Origin of the sequence: Rhizobium leucaenae USDA 9039 (assembly GCF_000426285.1) — a bacterium.
Lineage (GTDB): Bacteria > Pseudomonadota > Alphaproteobacteria > Rhizobiales > Rhizobiaceae > Rhizobium > Rhizobium leucaenae.
Genome location: NZ_AUFB01000022.1, coordinates 35,775 through 52,544, shown reverse-complemented (window position 1 = coordinate 52,544; position 16,770 = coordinate 35,775). Strand labels below are relative to the sequence as shown.

At 59.3% G+C, this 16,770-nt stretch carries 15 protein-coding genes; 8 read left to right on the top strand and 7 right to left on the bottom strand.

Annotated elements, in window-relative coordinates:
- Positions 1 to 89: 89 nt before the first annotated feature.
- From K290_RS0125705 to bioB, 5 genes are read right to left on the bottom strand one after another with little or no spacing between them, the layout of a single operon-like run.
- On the bottom strand, positions 90 to 1,076 hold the full coding sequence (locus K290_RS0125705; RefSeq protein ID WP_028754513.1) for a beta-ketoacyl-ACP synthase III: 987 nt from the start codon (positions 1,074 to 1,076) through the stop codon (positions 90 to 92).
- Positions 1,073 to 2,344: an adenosylmethionine--8-amino-7-oxononanoate transaminase gene (locus tag K290_RS0125700; RefSeq protein WP_028754512.1), complete on the bottom strand. Its 1,272-nt coding sequence runs from the start codon at positions 2,342 to 2,344 to the stop codon at positions 1,073 to 1,075. Before K290_RS0125700 ends, K290_RS0125705 begins: the two co-directional genes overlap by 4 nt.
- Positions 2,341 to 2,979, bottom strand: a complete 639-nt coding sequence (gene bioD, locus K290_RS0125695) for a dethiobiotin synthase (protein ID WP_028754511.1) — start codon at positions 2,977 to 2,979, stop codon at positions 2,341 to 2,343. Before bioD ends, K290_RS0125700 begins: the two co-directional genes overlap by 4 nt.
- Positions 2,976 to 4,121: an 8-amino-7-oxononanoate synthase gene (locus tag K290_RS0125690; protein WP_028754510.1), complete on the bottom strand. Its 1,146-nt coding sequence runs from the start codon at positions 4,119 to 4,121 to the stop codon at positions 2,976 to 2,978. The genes bioD and K290_RS0125690 overlap by 4 nt, the downstream gene beginning before the upstream one ends.
- Entirely contained in the window at positions 4,118 to 5,098 is a 981-nt protein-coding gene (bioB, locus tag K290_RS0125685) for a biotin synthase BioB (protein ID WP_210311588.1), read from the bottom strand. The genes K290_RS0125690 and bioB overlap by 4 nt, the downstream gene beginning before the upstream one ends.
- Positions 5,099 to 5,621: 523 nt before the next feature.
- Between bioB and K290_RS0125680 the strand changes: the two genes are divergently transcribed.
- Entirely contained in the window at positions 5,622 to 5,945 is a 324-nt protein-coding gene (locus tag K290_RS0125680) for a PleD family two-component system response regulator (RefSeq protein WP_154668669.1), read from the top strand.
- A 346-nt stretch (positions 5,946 to 6,291) separates the two neighbouring features.
- Positions 6,292 to 6,711 (top strand): DUF4168 domain-containing protein, encoded by a 420-nt coding sequence (locus tag K290_RS0125675; protein WP_028754507.1) that lies wholly within the window; start codon positions 6,292 to 6,294, stop codon positions 6,709 to 6,711.
- 180 nt (positions 6,712 to 6,891) lie between these two features.
- Here the strand turns inward: K290_RS0125675 and serA are convergent, their stop codons facing one another.
- Positions 6,892 to 8,130, bottom strand: coding sequence for a phosphoglycerate dehydrogenase (serA, locus tag K290_RS0125670; RefSeq protein WP_028754506.1), 1,239 nt, complete (start codon positions 8,128 to 8,130; stop codon positions 6,892 to 6,894).
- A 13-nt stretch (positions 8,131 to 8,143) separates the two neighbouring features.
- On the opposite strand from serA, the gene K290_RS0125665 reads away from it, so the two are divergent.
- Positions 8,144 to 8,332, top strand: a complete 189-nt coding sequence (locus tag K290_RS0125665) for a hypothetical protein (protein WP_028754505.1) — start codon at positions 8,144 to 8,146, stop codon at positions 8,330 to 8,332.
- A 160-nt stretch (positions 8,333 to 8,492) separates the two neighbouring features.
- Here K290_RS0125665 and K290_RS0125660 read toward each other — a convergent pair whose 3' ends face one another.
- On the bottom strand, positions 8,493 to 9,275 hold the full coding sequence (locus tag K290_RS0125660) for a L,D-transpeptidase (RefSeq protein WP_028754504.1): 783 nt from the start codon (positions 9,273 to 9,275) through the stop codon (positions 8,493 to 8,495).
- A 524-nt stretch (positions 9,276 to 9,799) separates the two neighbouring features.
- On the opposite strand from K290_RS0125660, the gene K290_RS0125655 reads away from it, so the two are divergent.
- The 5 genes from K290_RS0125655 to K290_RS0125635 all read left to right on the top strand — a co-directional run bounded on the left by K290_RS0125655 (position 9,800) and on the right by K290_RS0125635 (position 16,544).
- Positions 9,800 to 10,936: a hypothetical protein gene (locus K290_RS0125655; RefSeq protein ID WP_154668668.1), complete on the top strand. Its 1,137-nt coding sequence runs from the start codon at positions 9,800 to 9,802 to the stop codon at positions 10,934 to 10,936.
- A 412-nt stretch (positions 10,937 to 11,348) separates the two neighbouring features.
- Positions 11,349 to 12,842: an ABC transporter substrate-binding protein gene (locus K290_RS0125650; protein ID WP_245276673.1), complete on the top strand. Its 1,494-nt coding sequence runs from the start codon at positions 11,349 to 11,351 to the stop codon at positions 12,840 to 12,842.
- 82 nt (positions 12,843 to 12,924) lie between these two features.
- A complete protein-coding gene (locus tag K290_RS0125645; protein ID WP_245276672.1) occupies positions 12,925 to 14,694 on the top strand; it encodes an oligopeptide/dipeptide ABC transporter ATP-binding protein in 1,770 nt (589 codons plus the stop codon).
- The gene (locus K290_RS0125640) at positions 14,691 to 15,554 is read left to right on the top strand and encodes an ABC transporter permease (RefSeq protein ID WP_028754500.1); all 864 of its coding nucleotides are present in this window, start codon (positions 14,691 to 14,693) and stop codon (positions 15,552 to 15,554) included. Before K290_RS0125645 ends, K290_RS0125640 begins: the two co-directional genes overlap by 4 nt.
- Complete coding sequence (locus K290_RS0125635) at positions 15,555 to 16,544, top strand: ABC transporter permease (RefSeq protein WP_028754499.1); 990 nt, start codon at positions 15,555 to 15,557, stop codon at positions 16,542 to 16,544.
- Positions 16,545 to 16,770 lie beyond the last annotated feature (226 nt).

Below are 16,770 nucleotides of genomic sequence, written 5' to 3'. Positions count from 1 at the left end.
GGCGCATCGACTCAATGTCCTATGCTTACCTGCCCCTTTGTTGATTCTCCATATTCTTCATAGACCTGTCGCTGTTCCACCGCGCCATTTTAGATCGTGAGGATGACAGCCCCGCCCGCTAGCCCGGCACCGGCGGCAGCCATGAGAAGGCACTCTCCGGATTTAAATGGTTCGCGGCGATTTTCGACGGAAAGGGACAGCGGAATGGTGGCAGCCGAAGAGTTGCCGAATTCCGCAATCGTGCTGACAAGCTTGCTTTCCTCCAGTTCGAGATTGTGCCGAACCGCATCGCAAAGACGGAGGTTCGCCTGATGCGGAATGAAGCGGTCGATGGTGGAGACCGCTATGGCTGCCTCGTCCATCGCCTGGCGTGAGGTGCGTGTCATCAGATCGACGGCGCGGGAGAAGACTTCACGCCCATCGCGCATCGTCATCAGCACTTGGTCTGCTGCAGTCTCCGGAGAAAAAGGCTTGTTGCTGCCGCCGGATGGGATGGTAATCAGATCGTAGCCACTTCCATCCGAAGCCATCACGGCTGCTTTGACGCCGCTTTGACCATCGCGGCAAGGGGCAAGTACGACCGCACCTGCGCCATCCGCAAACAAAACTGCGCTGGCGCGCTCCGCCGGGTTGATGCGGCGGCTGAGAATATTGGCGGCGACGACGAGCACCGCCCGGCCATGCGCCCGCACGAAGCCATCCGCCAATGTCAGCGCGTAGAGGAAGCCTGAACAAGCTCCGGCAAGATCGATGGCTCCGGAATTTTGCAGGCCGAGCTTGTGCGCCAGAAGCGGCGCCGAGGGCGGCAAGAGATGATCCGGCGTCGACGTGGCAAGCAGGGTCATGGCGATCTCGCCCGGCGCAAGCCCGGCGTCCTCAAGGGCCATTTTTCCGGCCTCGGCTGCAAGGCCGCTCAATGTGTCCCCCTCGGTTGCCCAATGGCGTGATCGGATGCCGGTGCGCCTTTCGATCCAGCCTGCCTCAAGGCTAAGCCGGCCCTCGATTTCCGCATTGTGGACGATGCGGAATGGAACGGCATGACCGAAACCGACGAGGCGGGAAGAGAGGGGTGTCAAGATGCAGTCTCCTTGAGGACGATCGACGCGACATCGTCGATCGCATCATAGGCGGCCGCGATATCCGCGGCGCTCGTGCAATAGGGCGGCATCAGATAGATGACGTTTCCCAGTGGACGCAGAAGCAGCCCGCGTTGGCGAAACAGCCTGCGCATGCGCGGCCCCGCTTCAGCAAGGTAGCCGCCGGTGGGCACTGCAAGATCGAGGGCGGCGATGGTGCCGCATTGCCTGGCGTTTACAAATCTGGCGTCGCTTTCGAAGCGCTGCAGATGATGGGCGTGCTGCGCTGCAAGCTCGGCGATCCGGGCTTCCACCGGTTCGGCTTGCCAGACCCGCAGATTGGCGACAGCCGCTGCACAGGCGATTGCGTTGGCGGTGTAGGAACTCGAATGGAAGAAGGTCTTGCGCCGGTCGGAAGATAGATGGGCCTCGAAAATCTCTGCCGTGCAAAGGGTGGCCGCCAATGGCACGGCGCCTCCGGTCAGGCCCTTCGAGGTGCAGAGGATATCCGGAGTTACCCCCGCCTGTTCGCAGGCAAAGCGCGTTCCGGTACGACCCCAACCGGTCATCACTTCGTCGGCGATGAACAGGCAGCCATATCGGCCGGCGATCTCCTTGAGAGCGGAGAGCACAGCGCTGCCGTAGAATTTCATGCCGCCAGCGCCAAGTACCAGCGGTTCAACCAGAATGGCGGCGACCTTTCCCGAACGGCAGATGGCTTCGAACGCATCGAGTGTCTCTTGTTCGCAGCCAGCTTCTGGAAAGGGAAGACGGTCGACGCCGAAGAGCAGCGGCTCGAAGGGCGCATTGAATACGCCACGCTCTCCCGCGGACATGGCACCGATCGTGTCGCCATGATAGCCGTGTTCCATCACCACGATACGATCACGCGCGATGCCGCGATTGTGGAACGTGCCGAGCGCCATCTTGATCGCCACCTCGACGGCCGTCGATCCGCTATCCGAGTAGAAGACGTGTTTCAGTGCGGAGGGCGCGAAGGCGAGCAGACGTTCGGCGAGGACTTCTGCCGGTTCATGGGTAAATTCGGCGAAGATGATCTGATCGTACGCCTCCGTCGCCTCGCGGATTGCGGCCATGATGCCGGGATGGCGATGGCCATGAGTGATCACCCACCATGACGAGATTGCGTCGAGGATGCGATTGCCGTCCTCGTCGAACAGATAGGCGCCTTCGGTCGCGACGATGCGCTTCATCGGCGGTTCGAGGGCGTGTTGTGTGAAGGGGTGCCAGACGGGCGAGGGGGTCACGCGCGCATCTCCATCAGCGAGCCAAACTCGAAATTCTCTCGAAAGGCGCGACTTATGTTTTCCCTCGTCAGGTTTTCCAGCAAAGGCAGCCGCCCCAACACCTTCACTTGCCCAATCGCAGCAATGGTCGCCTGAGTGTCGGCATTTTCAGCGCCGATGAAGGCAACGCCGCAGAGCGGAATATCGCGGCGGCGCAGCGCCTCGATGGACAGCAGCGTGTGATTGATGGTGCCAAGTGACGTTCGGGCGCAGAGGATGACGGGAATGCGCCAGCGGGCGAAGACGTCGGCAAAGACCAGGTTGTTCGTGAGCGGGACCATCAGCCCGCCTGCCCCCTCGATGACCAACGGACCAGCGCCGGCCGGCGGCTCAAGCCGGGCCGGATCGATTTCCATGCCGTCGAGACGTGCTGAAAGATGCGGTGAGACCGGCGTGGCAAGGCGATAGGCTTCCCGCAGAATATGGTCGGCGGGCAGCCCGCTCAGTCGGGCGACGGCTTCGCTGTCTGTCTCATCTTCCAGCCCGGATTGCACGGGTTTCCAGTATCGGGCGTCGAGCGCGCCTGCCAATGCCGCTGCAAATACGGTCTTGCCGATGCCGGTATCCGTGCCGGTTACCACGAAACGGGCGATCATCTCCTGTGTTCCTCCATGGCGGCGGCAAGGCAATCCAGCATGTGCTCGACCTGCTCCGAATCGACGTTGAGCGTGATCGACAGCCGCAGGCGCGCGGTACCCTCCGGCACGGTCGGCGGACGGATCGCGCGGATGTCGAAACCTTGCGCCTGAAGAGTGTCGGCAATTCGGACCGCCCGCGCGTTGTCGCCGATGACAACCGGCTGGATCTGCGACCCGCTCGGCTCTATGCCGAATCGGCTTTTCAATCGGTCACCGACAAAGGCGACCAGACGCTCCAGCGCTTCGCGGCGCTGAGGCTCGTCATTCACGATGCGCAAGGCTTCGCGCACACCCGCCGCCATGAGAGGGGAGGGCGCGGTGGAATAGATGAAGGCGCGGGCGCGATTGACGAGATAGTCGGCGAGCACGCGCGGTACCGCGAGCAAGGCTCCGGAAACGCCCAGCGCCTTGCCGCAGGTGTGAAGGGCAAGCACATTGTCCCGGCCCTCCAACCCTGCCGCCAGTCCTCTGCCGCCCGTGCCGAAAACGCCGGTGGCATGGGCTTCGTCGATCACCAGAAAACCCTCGTGACGATCGGCAATATCGGCGAGCGCGGCGAGCGGCGCTTTGTCTCCGTCCATGGAGTAGAGGCTCTCGACCGCAATCCACGGCCTGCCTCTGCCGCCATTTCTGCGCCAGTTTCGGATCGCCTCATCGAAGGCGTTCGCATCGTTGTGCTCGATGCTGACGGCCGCCCCCTTGCTGGCTGCAATGCCCTCATGCGCGCTGGCATGGATGAGTGCGTCGTGCACAATCACATCTTCCCGCCGTGGCAAAGTCGAGAAAAGGGCGGAATTGGCGGCATAGCCGCTGCCGAAATAGAGTACGCGTTCCGCGCCGAAAAATTCGGCGGCTTCCGTCTCCAGCGCCTCGTGTTCCGGATGGTTGCCGCGCAGCAAGCGCGAGCCGCCCGCGCCCGCCGGAACGCCGCTTTCCATCGCTGCCATGATCGCCGTCTTGAGGCGCGGCGCGCCCGCAAGAGCGAGAAAATCGTTGGAGGTGAAGTCCACGCCGCGCTGCGGCGCAAGGCTGCGCAGCCGCGCCTTGCGCCGCAAGCCCTCAAGCGTGGCGGCATAATCCGAAAACATTGTCGTCGTCACACCGCCGGCTCCAACGGCATGGGAGAAAGCCCGAGGCGGCGGAAGAGCGCCGTGTCGTGATCCTCGCCGGGATTGTCTGCCGTCAAAAGCGTGTCGCCGACGAAGATGGAATTGGCGCCCGCGAAGAAACAGAGCGCCTGCATCTCGTCGCTCATCTCGGTGCGTCCGGCCGAAAGACGCAGATGCGAGGTCGGCATCAGGATGCGTGCCAGTGCGATCGTGCGGACGAAATCGATCGCGTCGACAGGTGCCGCGTCCGCCAGTTTCGAACCGGGAATGGGGATGAGCTGGTTGATCGGCACGCTTTCCGGGGGCACGGGCAGGTTCGCCAGCGTCAGCAGCATCGAGATGCGGTCGTCGACCGTCTCACCCATGCCGAGGATTCCGCCGGCACAAACCTTGATGCCGGCCATGCGCACGGTTTCCAGCGTATCGAGCCGGTCCGCGAAGCTTCGGGTAGTGATGATTTCGGAATAGAAGCGCTCGGACGTGTCTATGTTGTGGTTGTAATAGTCGAGGCCAGCTTCCGCGAGTTCGCCTGCCTGAGACTCCGTCAGCATGCCAAGCGTCATGCAGGTCTCCATGCCGAGAGCCTTCACGCCTTCGACCATGGCGACCAGCGTGTCCATATCGCGGTCCTTCGGACTGCGCCATGCCGCCCCCATGCAGTAGCGGGTCGCACCCGCATCCTTGGCTTTGCGCGCTTCAGTGAGAACGCGTTCGACTTCCATCAGCTTCGAGGCCTTAAGGCCGGTCGGATAGTGGGCGGACTGGCTGCAGTACCCGCAATCCTCGGCGCATCCGCCTGTCTTGATCGACAGAAGTCGGCTCATCTGCACGGCGTTAGGATCGAAATGTGCGCGGTGGACCGTCTGTGCCCGGAAGAGCAAATCGTTGAACGGAAAATTATAGATAGTTTTGGCTTCATCGAACGTGACGTCGCATGCTCGTGATGCAGAAGTCGTCGAATATCCCAAAACCGAGGTGTTTACTTCCACTTCGCTCGTCCTCCAGATTCAAATTATGGATAGAAAATATTTTTATCGATAATTTGGCAAGAGGTGATGCAAAGAGAATTGAGTGAAATCATCCGACGGTCCAAACATCAGGGATCGGAAGCGGCGAATTCGGTGAAGCGTTTTCATCAGGTGGGCCGGCCGAAAGGGCACGCGTCTTCATTCCGGGGCCGGATTGTATAATTCCGGGACGTACACCGGAAAGGTTTAGGCCATAGGCGAAAACTATTTACCGAGACGCAGCACATTCCTCGAAGCGCACAAGCGACGGGTGTATATATTTCGAAATACATCCTTTCCTTCGATGATCGAAGGATTTCGCTCAATCGCTGGTATTCAGGCGAATCTTGCGTCTTAGGGTCGCTCCCATCGATGGGAACGGCGATCAAATGGGAGAGTTGCCATGATGAACGCTTCAGACTTCAAGTTTGCGCCAAACATCCTGGTTCTCATTGCCACTGACGGCAATTCCGAGACATTGTCCATGGCAGCCAGCATAAGGAAAGCCGGATTGTCATGCGTGTGCTTTTCGAACTTTCATACGATGGCGGAGCATTGGCGAGCACTGAACCCGGCCATCGCCATTGTGGACGCGCCAATAGCCGACGAATTTTTCCGCTGTCGCAAGGAGGACGAATCTTTTTGCGATCTGCCCGTCATCGAATTTGTCCAGCCGGATGCCGAAAGCCGCACCAAAGCCTTTGCGGCCGGTGCAATGGATTGCATCGTTAAACCGGTCATAAGCGAGGAATTGCTGGGCTGCTTGAGAACGCATCTCGCCTCTCGGAGCGCATTGTCGCACGCTTGAGGGCGGGGTTCTAACCTTGACAGAATCGAAGGATCGGCTGGGTGCGAGTCTAGCTGACATCCGGCTTTCCGGCAGTTCGACGTTGCGACGGGTCCGCTGGATAATGGGACGCCGCTTTCAATGCCGACGGAATTCGTTATGCAACGGATAACTCCCGACAGTCATAAAGTCGCCGCCCTGTCGTCAGCAGATCGCCGCGCTATTGCCCCATAGAAAACGTTTCGCGACCACATTGCCGCCGGATCGTTCTTCAACCCTAACCGACGGCTGAATCAATGCGATATGCCGCCTTTCGCCCTACGCCATCAAAGAGGTGTTCTCCCCGCATTCCTAAAGAGGATTTAAGATGATCACGCGTTATCTCTCTGCCACATCGTTGACCGCCGCGGTCTTAAGCTTGATGTTTCTTGGCAATCCAGCGTCCGCACAGCAAGCAACGCAAGAAAAGCCTACCCAAGGACAATCAGATAACAATGGTGCGGCTGCGGCAGTCAGCGATCAAAAAATCGAGGCTTTTGCGGTCGCGTATCTGCAGGTGGACAAGATCAGGCAGGAATACGCGGCCAAGATCGGAGCAACGTCGGATCCGACGGCCAAGCAACAGCTACAGACCGAGGCGAGCAAACAGATGGTACAGGCTGTTCAGACCTCTCCAGACATGTCGGTAGACGAATACAAGGCAATTCTTTCGGCTGCCCAGAAGGATCCGGTGCTCATTAAGAAAGTTCAGGATAAACTTCAGAAATCCGCGCCTGCACAGCAGTAAGCGACGCCACGATCATCAAGCAAATTGATCGCCTGTCGCTGCCGCGCCGAGTGTCTCAATCTTGGCGCGGCAGCGATGAGGTAGGAGCGCGTCAAGCTCTTCGAGACGACGATGCGCATACGGGGGAAGGGCGGGGCTTTGGCCTCGGCGTCCGCACAGAATGCTCATTTCCCACCGGCGTCAGTAAAGCAACCGAGTTCGTATCGTTCCCGGTATCTGGCGAAGCGCATCAAGTATCTCATCCGCTGTCTGGCCAACGCCCTCGGCTTCAATGACGACGTAACCTGTTTCGCCGTGCGTCTGCAGGAACTCGCCGACGATATTCAGTCCGCGGGAAGAAAAGATCGTGTTTAGACTGTTTAGGATGCCAGGGCGGTTTTCGTGAACATGGATGAAACGCGTGCCGTTTGCACGTGGCGGCAGTTGTACCTGCGGAAAGTTGACTGCGCCCAGTGTCGAGCCGACGTCGGAATATTCGACAAGCTTTCGCGAGACTTCCCTTCCAATGCGCTCCTGGGCTTCTTCGGTCGATCCGCCAATATGCGGCGTGAGAATGACATTATCCAAGCCCTGCAGCGGCGTTTCGAAGCGCTCTTTGTTTGATGCAGGCTCTTTCGGGAAGACGTCGACGGCCGCGCCTGCGAGATGTCCGTCTTTCAAAACCTTCGAAAGCGCTTCCAGATCCACTACGGTTCCACGGGCATTGTTGATGAAAACAGCTCCCTTTTTCATCCTGCGCAGTTCGACCTCGGTGATCATGTTTCGCGTCGCACTGGTCTCCGGAACATGCATCGTCACGTAATCCGAGATTTCGAGAAGCTCGCCGAGCGAAGCCATCGATTCTGAATTGCCATGGCGAAGCTTGTCTGACGGATCGAAATAGCGAACGTTCATACCCATGCTTTCGGCAAGAACGCTGAGCTGCGAACCAATGTTGCCGTAGCCCACGATGCCGAGCGTTTTCCCGCGCACCTCACGGCTGCCTGTGGCGGATTTGTCCCATCCACCTTCATGAGCAGACACCGAACGCGGGAAAATCCGCCTGGTCAGCATTATGATTTCACCGATGACAAGCTCTGCGACCGAGCGCGTATTCGAATAAGGAGCGTTGAACACGGGGATCCCCCGTCGGCGGGCCGCATCCAGGTCAACCTGATTTGTTCCGACAGAAAAACAGCCGACGGCCATCAGCTTTTTGGCGGAACTCAAAATCTCCTCCGTCAGATGCGTGCGTGAACGAATTCCGACGATATGCGCCTCGGCTATATGGCTTTTGAGATCTTTGTCATCCAGAGCCTTTGGCAGATGTGTCAGATTGACGTAGCCGGAGGACGAAAAATAATCCACGGCGCTTTGACTGATGCCTTCCAACAAGAGCACGGAAATCCGATCGCGGGGAAGAGAAAGTTGTCGGGTCATTGAATTACCTTCGATGCTCAAATTCGATCAGGCCGAGGTCGCTTTTCGGCTACGAAGCTCACGGCAACATGACTTAGCGACCAACCAACGGACCGCGCAAGAACAAATTCAGCTCCTCGGCGGACAGAAGGATCTGCTTACTGCTTTGAACATCGCCATTGCCAGGGGCTTTTGCAGTGTTTCGCTGCGCTCGATTGCTTGATCGAAAATGGGCCGACACAATGCAGCGAATTCAAAAGATTCTATCGAGATTCTTCGACTTCTTGGAAACTCTGGGCACCTTTATGCTCGACGTTCGACGATGTTACGAGCCTGCGAAACGCAATCACCGGATCGTGGCGCCCCGACGCGCTAAGCTGCAATCAGAGCACAACGACCTTTGTTCCCACCCCGACGCGGCCATAGAGATCCATGACATCCGGATTTGCCATACGGATGCAGCCAGAGGATACCGCCTTGCCGATCGAATTGGGCTCATTGGTGCCATGGATGCGGTAAAGCGTAGAACCGAGATAGAGCGCTCTTGCGCCCAGGGGATTATTGAGACCGCCATCCATGTGATCAGGTAATTCCGGCCGGCGAGCAATCATTTCCTTGGGCGGCGTCCAATCCGGCCACTCGGCTTTGCGGCTGATCGCCTGCGTTCCCTTCCAGGCAAAGCCCTGCTTGCCGACACCGATGCCGTATTTGAGTGCAGTTCCGTCGTTGAGCACAAAATAGAGGCGCTTTTCCTTTGTGGAGATCACGATGGTGCCAGGTTCGTAGCCAGAAAAGGGCACAACCGTGCGCGGGATCGGTGACTTCGCCAAGCCCGCCCGCCTGTCGTCCTTGGCGCCTGGAGCGAGTTGCGGAGCAATCGCCTCGCGGTCGATGGAAGCCCGCCGTTGCGGACGACGGCGCGCCGGGAAATCTCCGTCTTCGTCGTCATAATAACCATAGCGATCATTCCGATAGTTATAGCCATCGTCGGAACGCCGATAATCGCGATAGTCCGGTGGCGCCTGCCGCCAATAGCGCGGAGCAGCATAGCCGCCGTCCGGGTCGTCGCCATAATCTGGATAGTATCTCCATTCCTGGGCATGCGCGGCGACGCTTGCCATCAGGACAGCGAGAACGAGTAAAAGGGCTGATCTTATGGTCTTCATGTTCACAAAATATACTTCCCGAAGAAGGCACCGGATTGCGCCGGCACGGGGCATACGCGCCGGCGACAATTCCGTTAAACCGCAGGCATAATTGTGGCAGCGGCGGTTGAAAAACTCTTTTTGGCGGCAGTTATGTTACCGACCTCGCCGTCGCCCATTCTTCCGCTCGGCGCCAGGCTACGCTACAGCGCTGACTTAACTCAAAAGGGATGATAAAATAACGCAGGCAACGATGCACCGGCATGTCGAACACTGAACAACGCCGTCGAGCTGGTCATGGCAAGCTGAAACAGTCGATCCGTGCGCTGCCACAACGGTCGGGCGGCAATCTTCAACCTGACCGGGCGGGATGAAGTCCGTATTTCGAATGGGCATTCGGACCAAGCGCTCTTGCCATGCTGCGAATTTGTTTGGCCGACGTCTTAACCGCGAGGCTGCCTGACCCCAACCAAAATGAGCAAAGATGAAATTGCGCAGCCAAGCAGAATTTTTTCAAAGAGCCTTTCAAAGAGGATTATAGTCGTATGCAACCCAAACGTATCGTAATAACCTCTGACCTGCTGCGCGCTACAGCCGAAAAAACGTCACGGAAGGGATTTGCGACAAACACAAATCTCTTCGCTGCAATGCTGACGCCACAGATTTCGGCGGCAACCCGCCTACCGGTTACCATACTAGAATGGGACGATGCATCACCATTCGACGGCAAAGCCGTTTATGACGCCTTTGGTCTGGCGGCGAACGCCGCAAGCTGGGCAAGGATCTTCGCGGCCGATGCGACAGATATTGTTTGTGCGTTGTTCCTGCCCCATGTCGAAAATTCATTGGTACTAGGTTTCGAGATCTCACCGCTACTGCAGAAAGTTCTCAACCGCCTGGATATACCCTTTGTCGACATGCGATGGCATCCATTGCGGTTTCTCGACGATATATTCTTCGGATTTTCGTCGAACCGTGGCGAACTATCGGCTGCAATCGCGCCATATGCCCTATCCGGTCAGGAAGTCGATTTCCATGTCGGCCTTCACAAGGCGACGGCAATTCGGCGTAGTGCTTTCAAAACAAAAGGGCGATCCTTCGAGACGCTGATCGTCGGTCAGACCCCATTCGACGCGTCATTGATCGATGACGGGCGGATCGCCACCTTGCTTGATCATAAAGACAGAATAGCGGAACTCGCCAAGAGCGGATCCGTCGCCTTTCGCCCTCACCCCTTCTCGCCTCATCCGAGCCCGGAATTGGCCGCGTTCCTCGAGCATCATGGCATCCCGCACGTCAACAGCGATATCGATATGTACGAGCTTCTATGCGACGAGTCCCTTCAGCGCGTCGTCGGTCTGAGTTCGGGAACCCTTGATGAAGCAGCGTTCTTCGGGCTGCCTGTGACCAGATTCATACCGCAACGATTCCGCTACCTTCCACACGCCGCGGACGCTTTTCAGACGGACAATGAGGCATTGGTCTATACGGGGATTTATCACGCCTTTCTCAGCGTCGATTTTTGGGCTGACATCTTCCGATCGACGCTGGAGCGTACCTGGCCAAACGGCAATCCAATCCCCTTCAAACCCGATCGTTTGCGGCATGTGAACGGAGCTTACTGGGGCCTTCTCAATACTGGCGGAACCAACCTCGTTATGTCCTACAATACGCCAGAATGAGTATGGGGCGGCTGGATTCGTGGTGATCTCGGCGATGGGATGTGGATCGGCCTCTTCGCAACGCAAGGATCAGGTCAATGCCGACCTGCCAGTCTTGATAAGGCACTGGCTCGCGCCGAGTCCTCCAAGCCAGAGCCCGATCGCCGATCGATCCCGTCTACCGGCGGATGCTCCAGCCTCACCGGAGAGCGGCTTTTCGCAACCCATCGGCAAATCTATGCCCCAGGTATAGGATACCCCGTGCCTACGGCTCAATGGACCACGATCGGTCTCGGAGGTACGATTTGCGGAACTCGGCGGTAAGCCATCCTGCAGGCCTTCTGAGTGATCGAGCGGAAGGGGAAGCTTAGTGCAGACGTACCCTTGTCTGACCAGCCAATTCACCAGGCGCGGCTTCTGCCTAGGCACACTGGTGCTTGCGGTCGGTTTCCAAGGTTCGTCGGCGATCGCCCACGCGCAAGAGGTCCTCCGCATACCTTATGTAGCCGATATTGGCACATTCGACCCGGACAACGGGTTTGAGACCGGTGCGATGAGCGCAATCGACAACGTCTACGAGGGTCTCGTCGAATACGAGCCGGGCTCGACCAAGATCGTTGGACTGCTCGCCAAGAGCTGGGAGATCTCGGACGACGGGCTGACCTACACCTTCCACCTAGTCGACGGTGTCAAGTTCCATGATGGCGCGCCATTCAATGCGGCGGCGGTCAAAAAGTCGTTCGAACGCCGCCGCGATCGTGAGCTGATCCTGAGCTACTTCCTGGCCAACGTGAAGGATATGAGGACGCCCGATGATTCGACGGTTGTGCTCACGCTGGACCATCCTCAGCCTTCGTTCCTCGATGCCCTTTCCAGTCCGTGGGGCCCCAAGATCATCAGTCCGGCAGCGCTCGCCACGCATGACAACGGCGACTTCGCGACGACCTGGCTAAATGAGCATGCGGTCGGCACGGGTCCATTCAAACTCGCTGAATTCAAACGCGGCCAGCGCTATGTACTCGAACGCAACGACGACTATTGGGGCGACAAACCGTTCTTCCGGCAGATCCAGATTTCGGTCGTGCCCGATATCAGCCAGCAGATACTTCAATTGCAGGCCGGGGCGATCGATGCCGTGCCGATCAACTATCCGTTCGCGCAACTCACCAGCCTGCCCGCGGGTCTGGAGATCACCACCGCCCCGAGCATGATACCATACGATCTCTTCGTTAAGCCGAACTCGCCGCTCGACGACCCGGAGGTCCGCAAGGCCGTTTTGACAGCGATCAACCCGGCGCTGTGGGTCAAAGACGCCTTTGGAGAGTTCGCAAGCCTGTCGAGGTCGGTTTATCCGAACGTGATGCTCGACCCCGTGAATCCGATCCGGTTCCCGACCGACTTCGAGGCAGCGAAAGCAGCAATCGCCAAACATGGCGCGGTAAATTTGGTCATTGGCCTCCATAGCGCGGCCCCGAGCTACGGTCGCATCGCCGACCTGATGATAGCGCAACTGGCGTCGATCGGCGTAACTGCAAAGGCTTACGTGCTGCCCTCTGGCGCTGCTTACAACTTGAAGAACGACCCAAACCCTCCCGATTTGCTGCTCACGATCGCAGGCCCGGACGCCGCTCATCCGGAGAGCCAGGCCAAGGTGTTCTTCACAAAAAACGGTCCTCTCAATTTTTTTGGCCGGGTGCTGCCGGAAGCCGATGCCATCGTAGAGCAGGCCGGGCGGTTGACCGACGCCAAAAAACGCGACGCTCTCTACGAAAGAGCAGGGCAGATGTATTTCGATGCCGGCATCGTCATCCCACTCGTCGACGTCAACGATGTGGTTGTCCACGCCAAGGGCCTGAAGGACCTTGGACTGCGTCCCGTGTACCCACCCGGCAACATCGACTTCGCCACCGTTCGCTGGGGATCCTGAACTCCGGCCCACCGGTTCATTCCAGCAGCAGGCCAGGCTCGTATCACAAATGGTCAACCTTTCGCACCGAACGTCCGAACCCGTGACCGAGTCCGTCCTCGCTGTTAAGGACCTCTCAGTCATCCTCAGCCGCGAAGGCCGCCCTTCCCGCGTCCTCGATGACATCAGTTTCGAGATGTTTCCGGGCGAGATCATCGCGTTGGTCGGTGAAAGCGGTTCCGGCAAGACAAGCATCGGGCTGACGCTTCAGGGGCTCCTGCCGCGGGAACACCTGCCGCAGATTGCGGGCTCGATCCGGCTAGTGGGGATCGAGCTGGTCGGCGCGCGAAGGCGCACCTGGCAGTCGGCTCGCCGCCACCTCGTGCGCGCCATATCGCAAGATCCGATGGGCGCGCTCAACCCCACGATGACGATCCGCCACCAGATGCGAGAATCCAACGGAGGATGCGAGGGATCGATCGAAGACTGGCTCAGCCGAACCGGCCTGCCTGACCCGGACCGCATTGCCGATGCGCTTCCGCATCGCCTGTCGGGGGGGCAGCGCCAGCGGGTGCTTATAGCCATGGCGATGATGGCAAGACCGAAGCTGCTCATCGCCGATGAACCGACCACCGCGCTCGATGTCACCATGCAGGAGCAGATCCTCGACCTGCTGCGCAATTTCGCCCGAGATCAGCAGGCGGCAATTCTGTTCGTTACGCACGATCTCAGTGTTGCCGCCTCACTGGCCGACCGCGTTCTGGTTCTCTACGCCGGACGCATCGTTGAAATGGGCCGCATGCAGGAAGTGGCCCGAAATGCCACGCACCCCTATTCTGCCGGCCTGCTCGCCGCTCGATTCGATCTGGACTCTGATCGACGGCGCCCGCTGCCCACGCTCCCATCCGAGCGCACGCGCTTCATAAATGTTGAGAACGCCTGCGCCTACGCGACACGTTGCCCGATCGCGCAGCCAGATTGCACGGCAATCCGCCCACCGCTGGAGCCCGCTTTGGTCCACGGTGGCGCAGTTGCTTGCCTTCACCACGAACAAACTCCATTTCTCTCAGTGCGGCGCGCTGATGCGAAGCCATGGCCGGCCCAGGCCATTCAGGAAACCGCCGCCTTGAAGCTTTCCAACGTCGGAAAAACATATCGGACAGGCATCCGATCGTTTTGGGGACGGCGTCAACCCCAGCCCGTTCTCAGATCGGTTAACCTCTCGATCAAGCTTGGCGAGTGCGTCGCCCTGGTGGGTGAGAGTGGCGCCGGCAAGTCTACCCTCCTGAGGATTGCTGCCGGACTAGTGGTACCCGAGAGCGGCACTGTTACACGCTTCGACAAGCTTCCCCCGCAAGTCGTGTTTCAAGACCCCGTGGCGGCGCTGACGCCGTGGCTCACGATCGGCGAGCAGATCGGCGAGCGCCTGCGGGCCGTTTCGCTGGACAGTGACTACGGCCGTCGTCGCGTGGGAGAGGCAATAAAGCTGGTCGGCCTCGATCCGGTTCTGATGGACGCACTGCCGGCCGAGATTTCGGTCGGGCAGTGCCAGCGCGCGGTTTTGGCTCGCGCGGTCATTGTCCCCCCAAGGCTTCTGCTCTGCGATGAGCCGATTAGCGCCATGGACGTGTCGCTGGCGGCCACCACCTTGAACCTTCTTAGCGACCTTCGGCGGCAGCTCGACATGGCGATGCTATTCGTGACCCACGATCTTGCGGCCGCCAGGATCATCGCCGACCGTGTCGCGGTGCTGAAGGACGGCGAGTTGGTTGAGATTGCCGATCCAGATGCCATCATCGCGGCACCACAGTCCGCCTACACTCGATCTCTCATTGCAGCGATGCCGAATCTGCGGACGGGAGGCGGGCGATGACCGACAGGCCAATACCGGACACGCTGCCCGCACGGCCTCGGTTCAACTGGCGCGATTTCTTCCGGCGTGCGGGTTGGCTTGAAAGCGTCGGCATTGTCGGCATGCCTGTCGTCACCGTCGTTGCCGTGGTGGCGCCCTGGATCACGCCGTTCGACCCACAACTGCGCGTCGCCAGGGCTTACCTGCCGCCTTCGGCCGAACATTGGTTCGGCACCGACGAGATCGGCCGCGACCTGTTCTCGCGCGTGATCCTCGGCGTTCACTATACGTGGCTGCCAGGATTGGCCGTTATCGGTTTCAGTCTCACTGTCGGCTCGCTGGTCGGACTGATTTCGGGCCTGATGGGCGACAAGGTCGATCTGGTCATCGACCGGATCATCGACTTGTTCATAGTCCTTCCAGGGACAATCATTGCGCTCGCTGTCGTGGCTTCGCTTGGCCCCGGGCTCGTCAACACGATGATCGCGCTAGCCATTACCTGGTGGCCCTGGTACGCGCGTATCGCGCGCGACGAAATTCGTCGTCTCATTGTGCGTCCTCACGTCGAGGCGGCGCGTATCGCCGGCGTCCACGGTTCGCGCCTGCTGTTGCGCTACTTGTTGCCGGGAGTGGTCCCGGCCTTGCTCATCGGGGCGTCACTCGATGTCGCCAACGTCATCATGACGATGTCGCTGATGTCGTTTCTTGGCCTTGGATTGCCTGCACCCGCGCCTGAACTTGGAGCGATGACATCGCGCACCCTCGACAGTCTCACCGTCCATTGGTGGCTCCCGATCCTGCCGGCCGCAATCATTTTTCTCCTCTGCCTCCTCGCCAACCTTGCAGGCGACGGCATTCGCGCCGCGCTGAGGGGGGCGTAGATGCTGGCATATCTCATCAAAAGTATCGTGGGCGCCGTCGTGGTTGTCCTGGTCATGAGCTTCATCGTTTTCGGCCTCCAAAGCATTATCCCCGCCGATCCAGCGCGGGCCATTGCCGGACCGAACGCTCCTCCGGAAACGGTCGAAGCGAGGCGCGAGCAGCTCGGACTGGACGATCCGGTTGTCGTTCAGTACGGGCGCTTTCTCTTCCGCCTCGTACATGCGGATCTAGGGACGTCGGTAAGGACCCGGCGGCCGGTGGCTGACGACATAAGGCAATATCTTCCTGCCACGCTTGAACTCGGCCTGGCGTCGATCATTTTGGGAGTGGCGCTCGCCGGCGTCATGGCTGCGCTTCAGTTCCTGATTCCTGGATCAGGCGGCATAAGGCTCGCAATGGTGGGGGTAGGTTCCACGCCGATCTTTCTCTCGGCCTTGCTTCTGGCCTATTTTTTCTGGTTCCGACTCCATTGGCTTCCCGGAGCAGGTCGGCTTGCCTACCGCGATTTCGCAGGCCCTACGGGACTCAACGTCATCGATGGACTACTCGTCGGCAGGCCCGAAGTCAGCGCCGATGCGCTGCTGCACATGATCTTGCCGGCGCTTGCACTGGCGTTGCCGATCGGAGTCGCGGTTGGGCGAAGCCTGAACGGTGCACTTCACGACGTTATGAGTCAGGCATATGTTCGGACCGCACGCGGCAAAGGCCTCAGCGAGACAAAGGTGCTGTTGCGCCACGGTTTGCGCAATGCCGCCACGGCCCCACTGTCCATGCTAAGCCTGCAGGTCCGCCTTCTCTTCGGCAATTTGCTTGTTGTCGAGCGCGTTTTCGGATGGCCCGGTCTGGGTCTTTACGCGGTCCAGGCCTTTGCCAGCGCCGATCTGCCGGCAGTCCTGGGCGTCGCCATCATCTTCGGAATCTTGTACATCCTGGTCAACACGCTCATCGAGATCGCGCAGTCGATGGCCGATCCCCGGATCAACCTCTGAAGGCGCCCGCTGAGGCGCTTACTGTCGCGGCGGTGTTGGTGAAGGAAGACAGGGATCGAGGTTGAGATCCAGCTTTACGCTGCTCGATGCGAGTCTGTCACCCAGGTCGCGGATCACCGCGTTCAGATCGATCGCGTGAGCGGCGCCAGCAGTTGAGGCGCCGAGGCGCAGGAGCAAGTCGATAGCTTCCTGTTCTTGAACTGCGCCGCGACGCCCTCCGGCAATC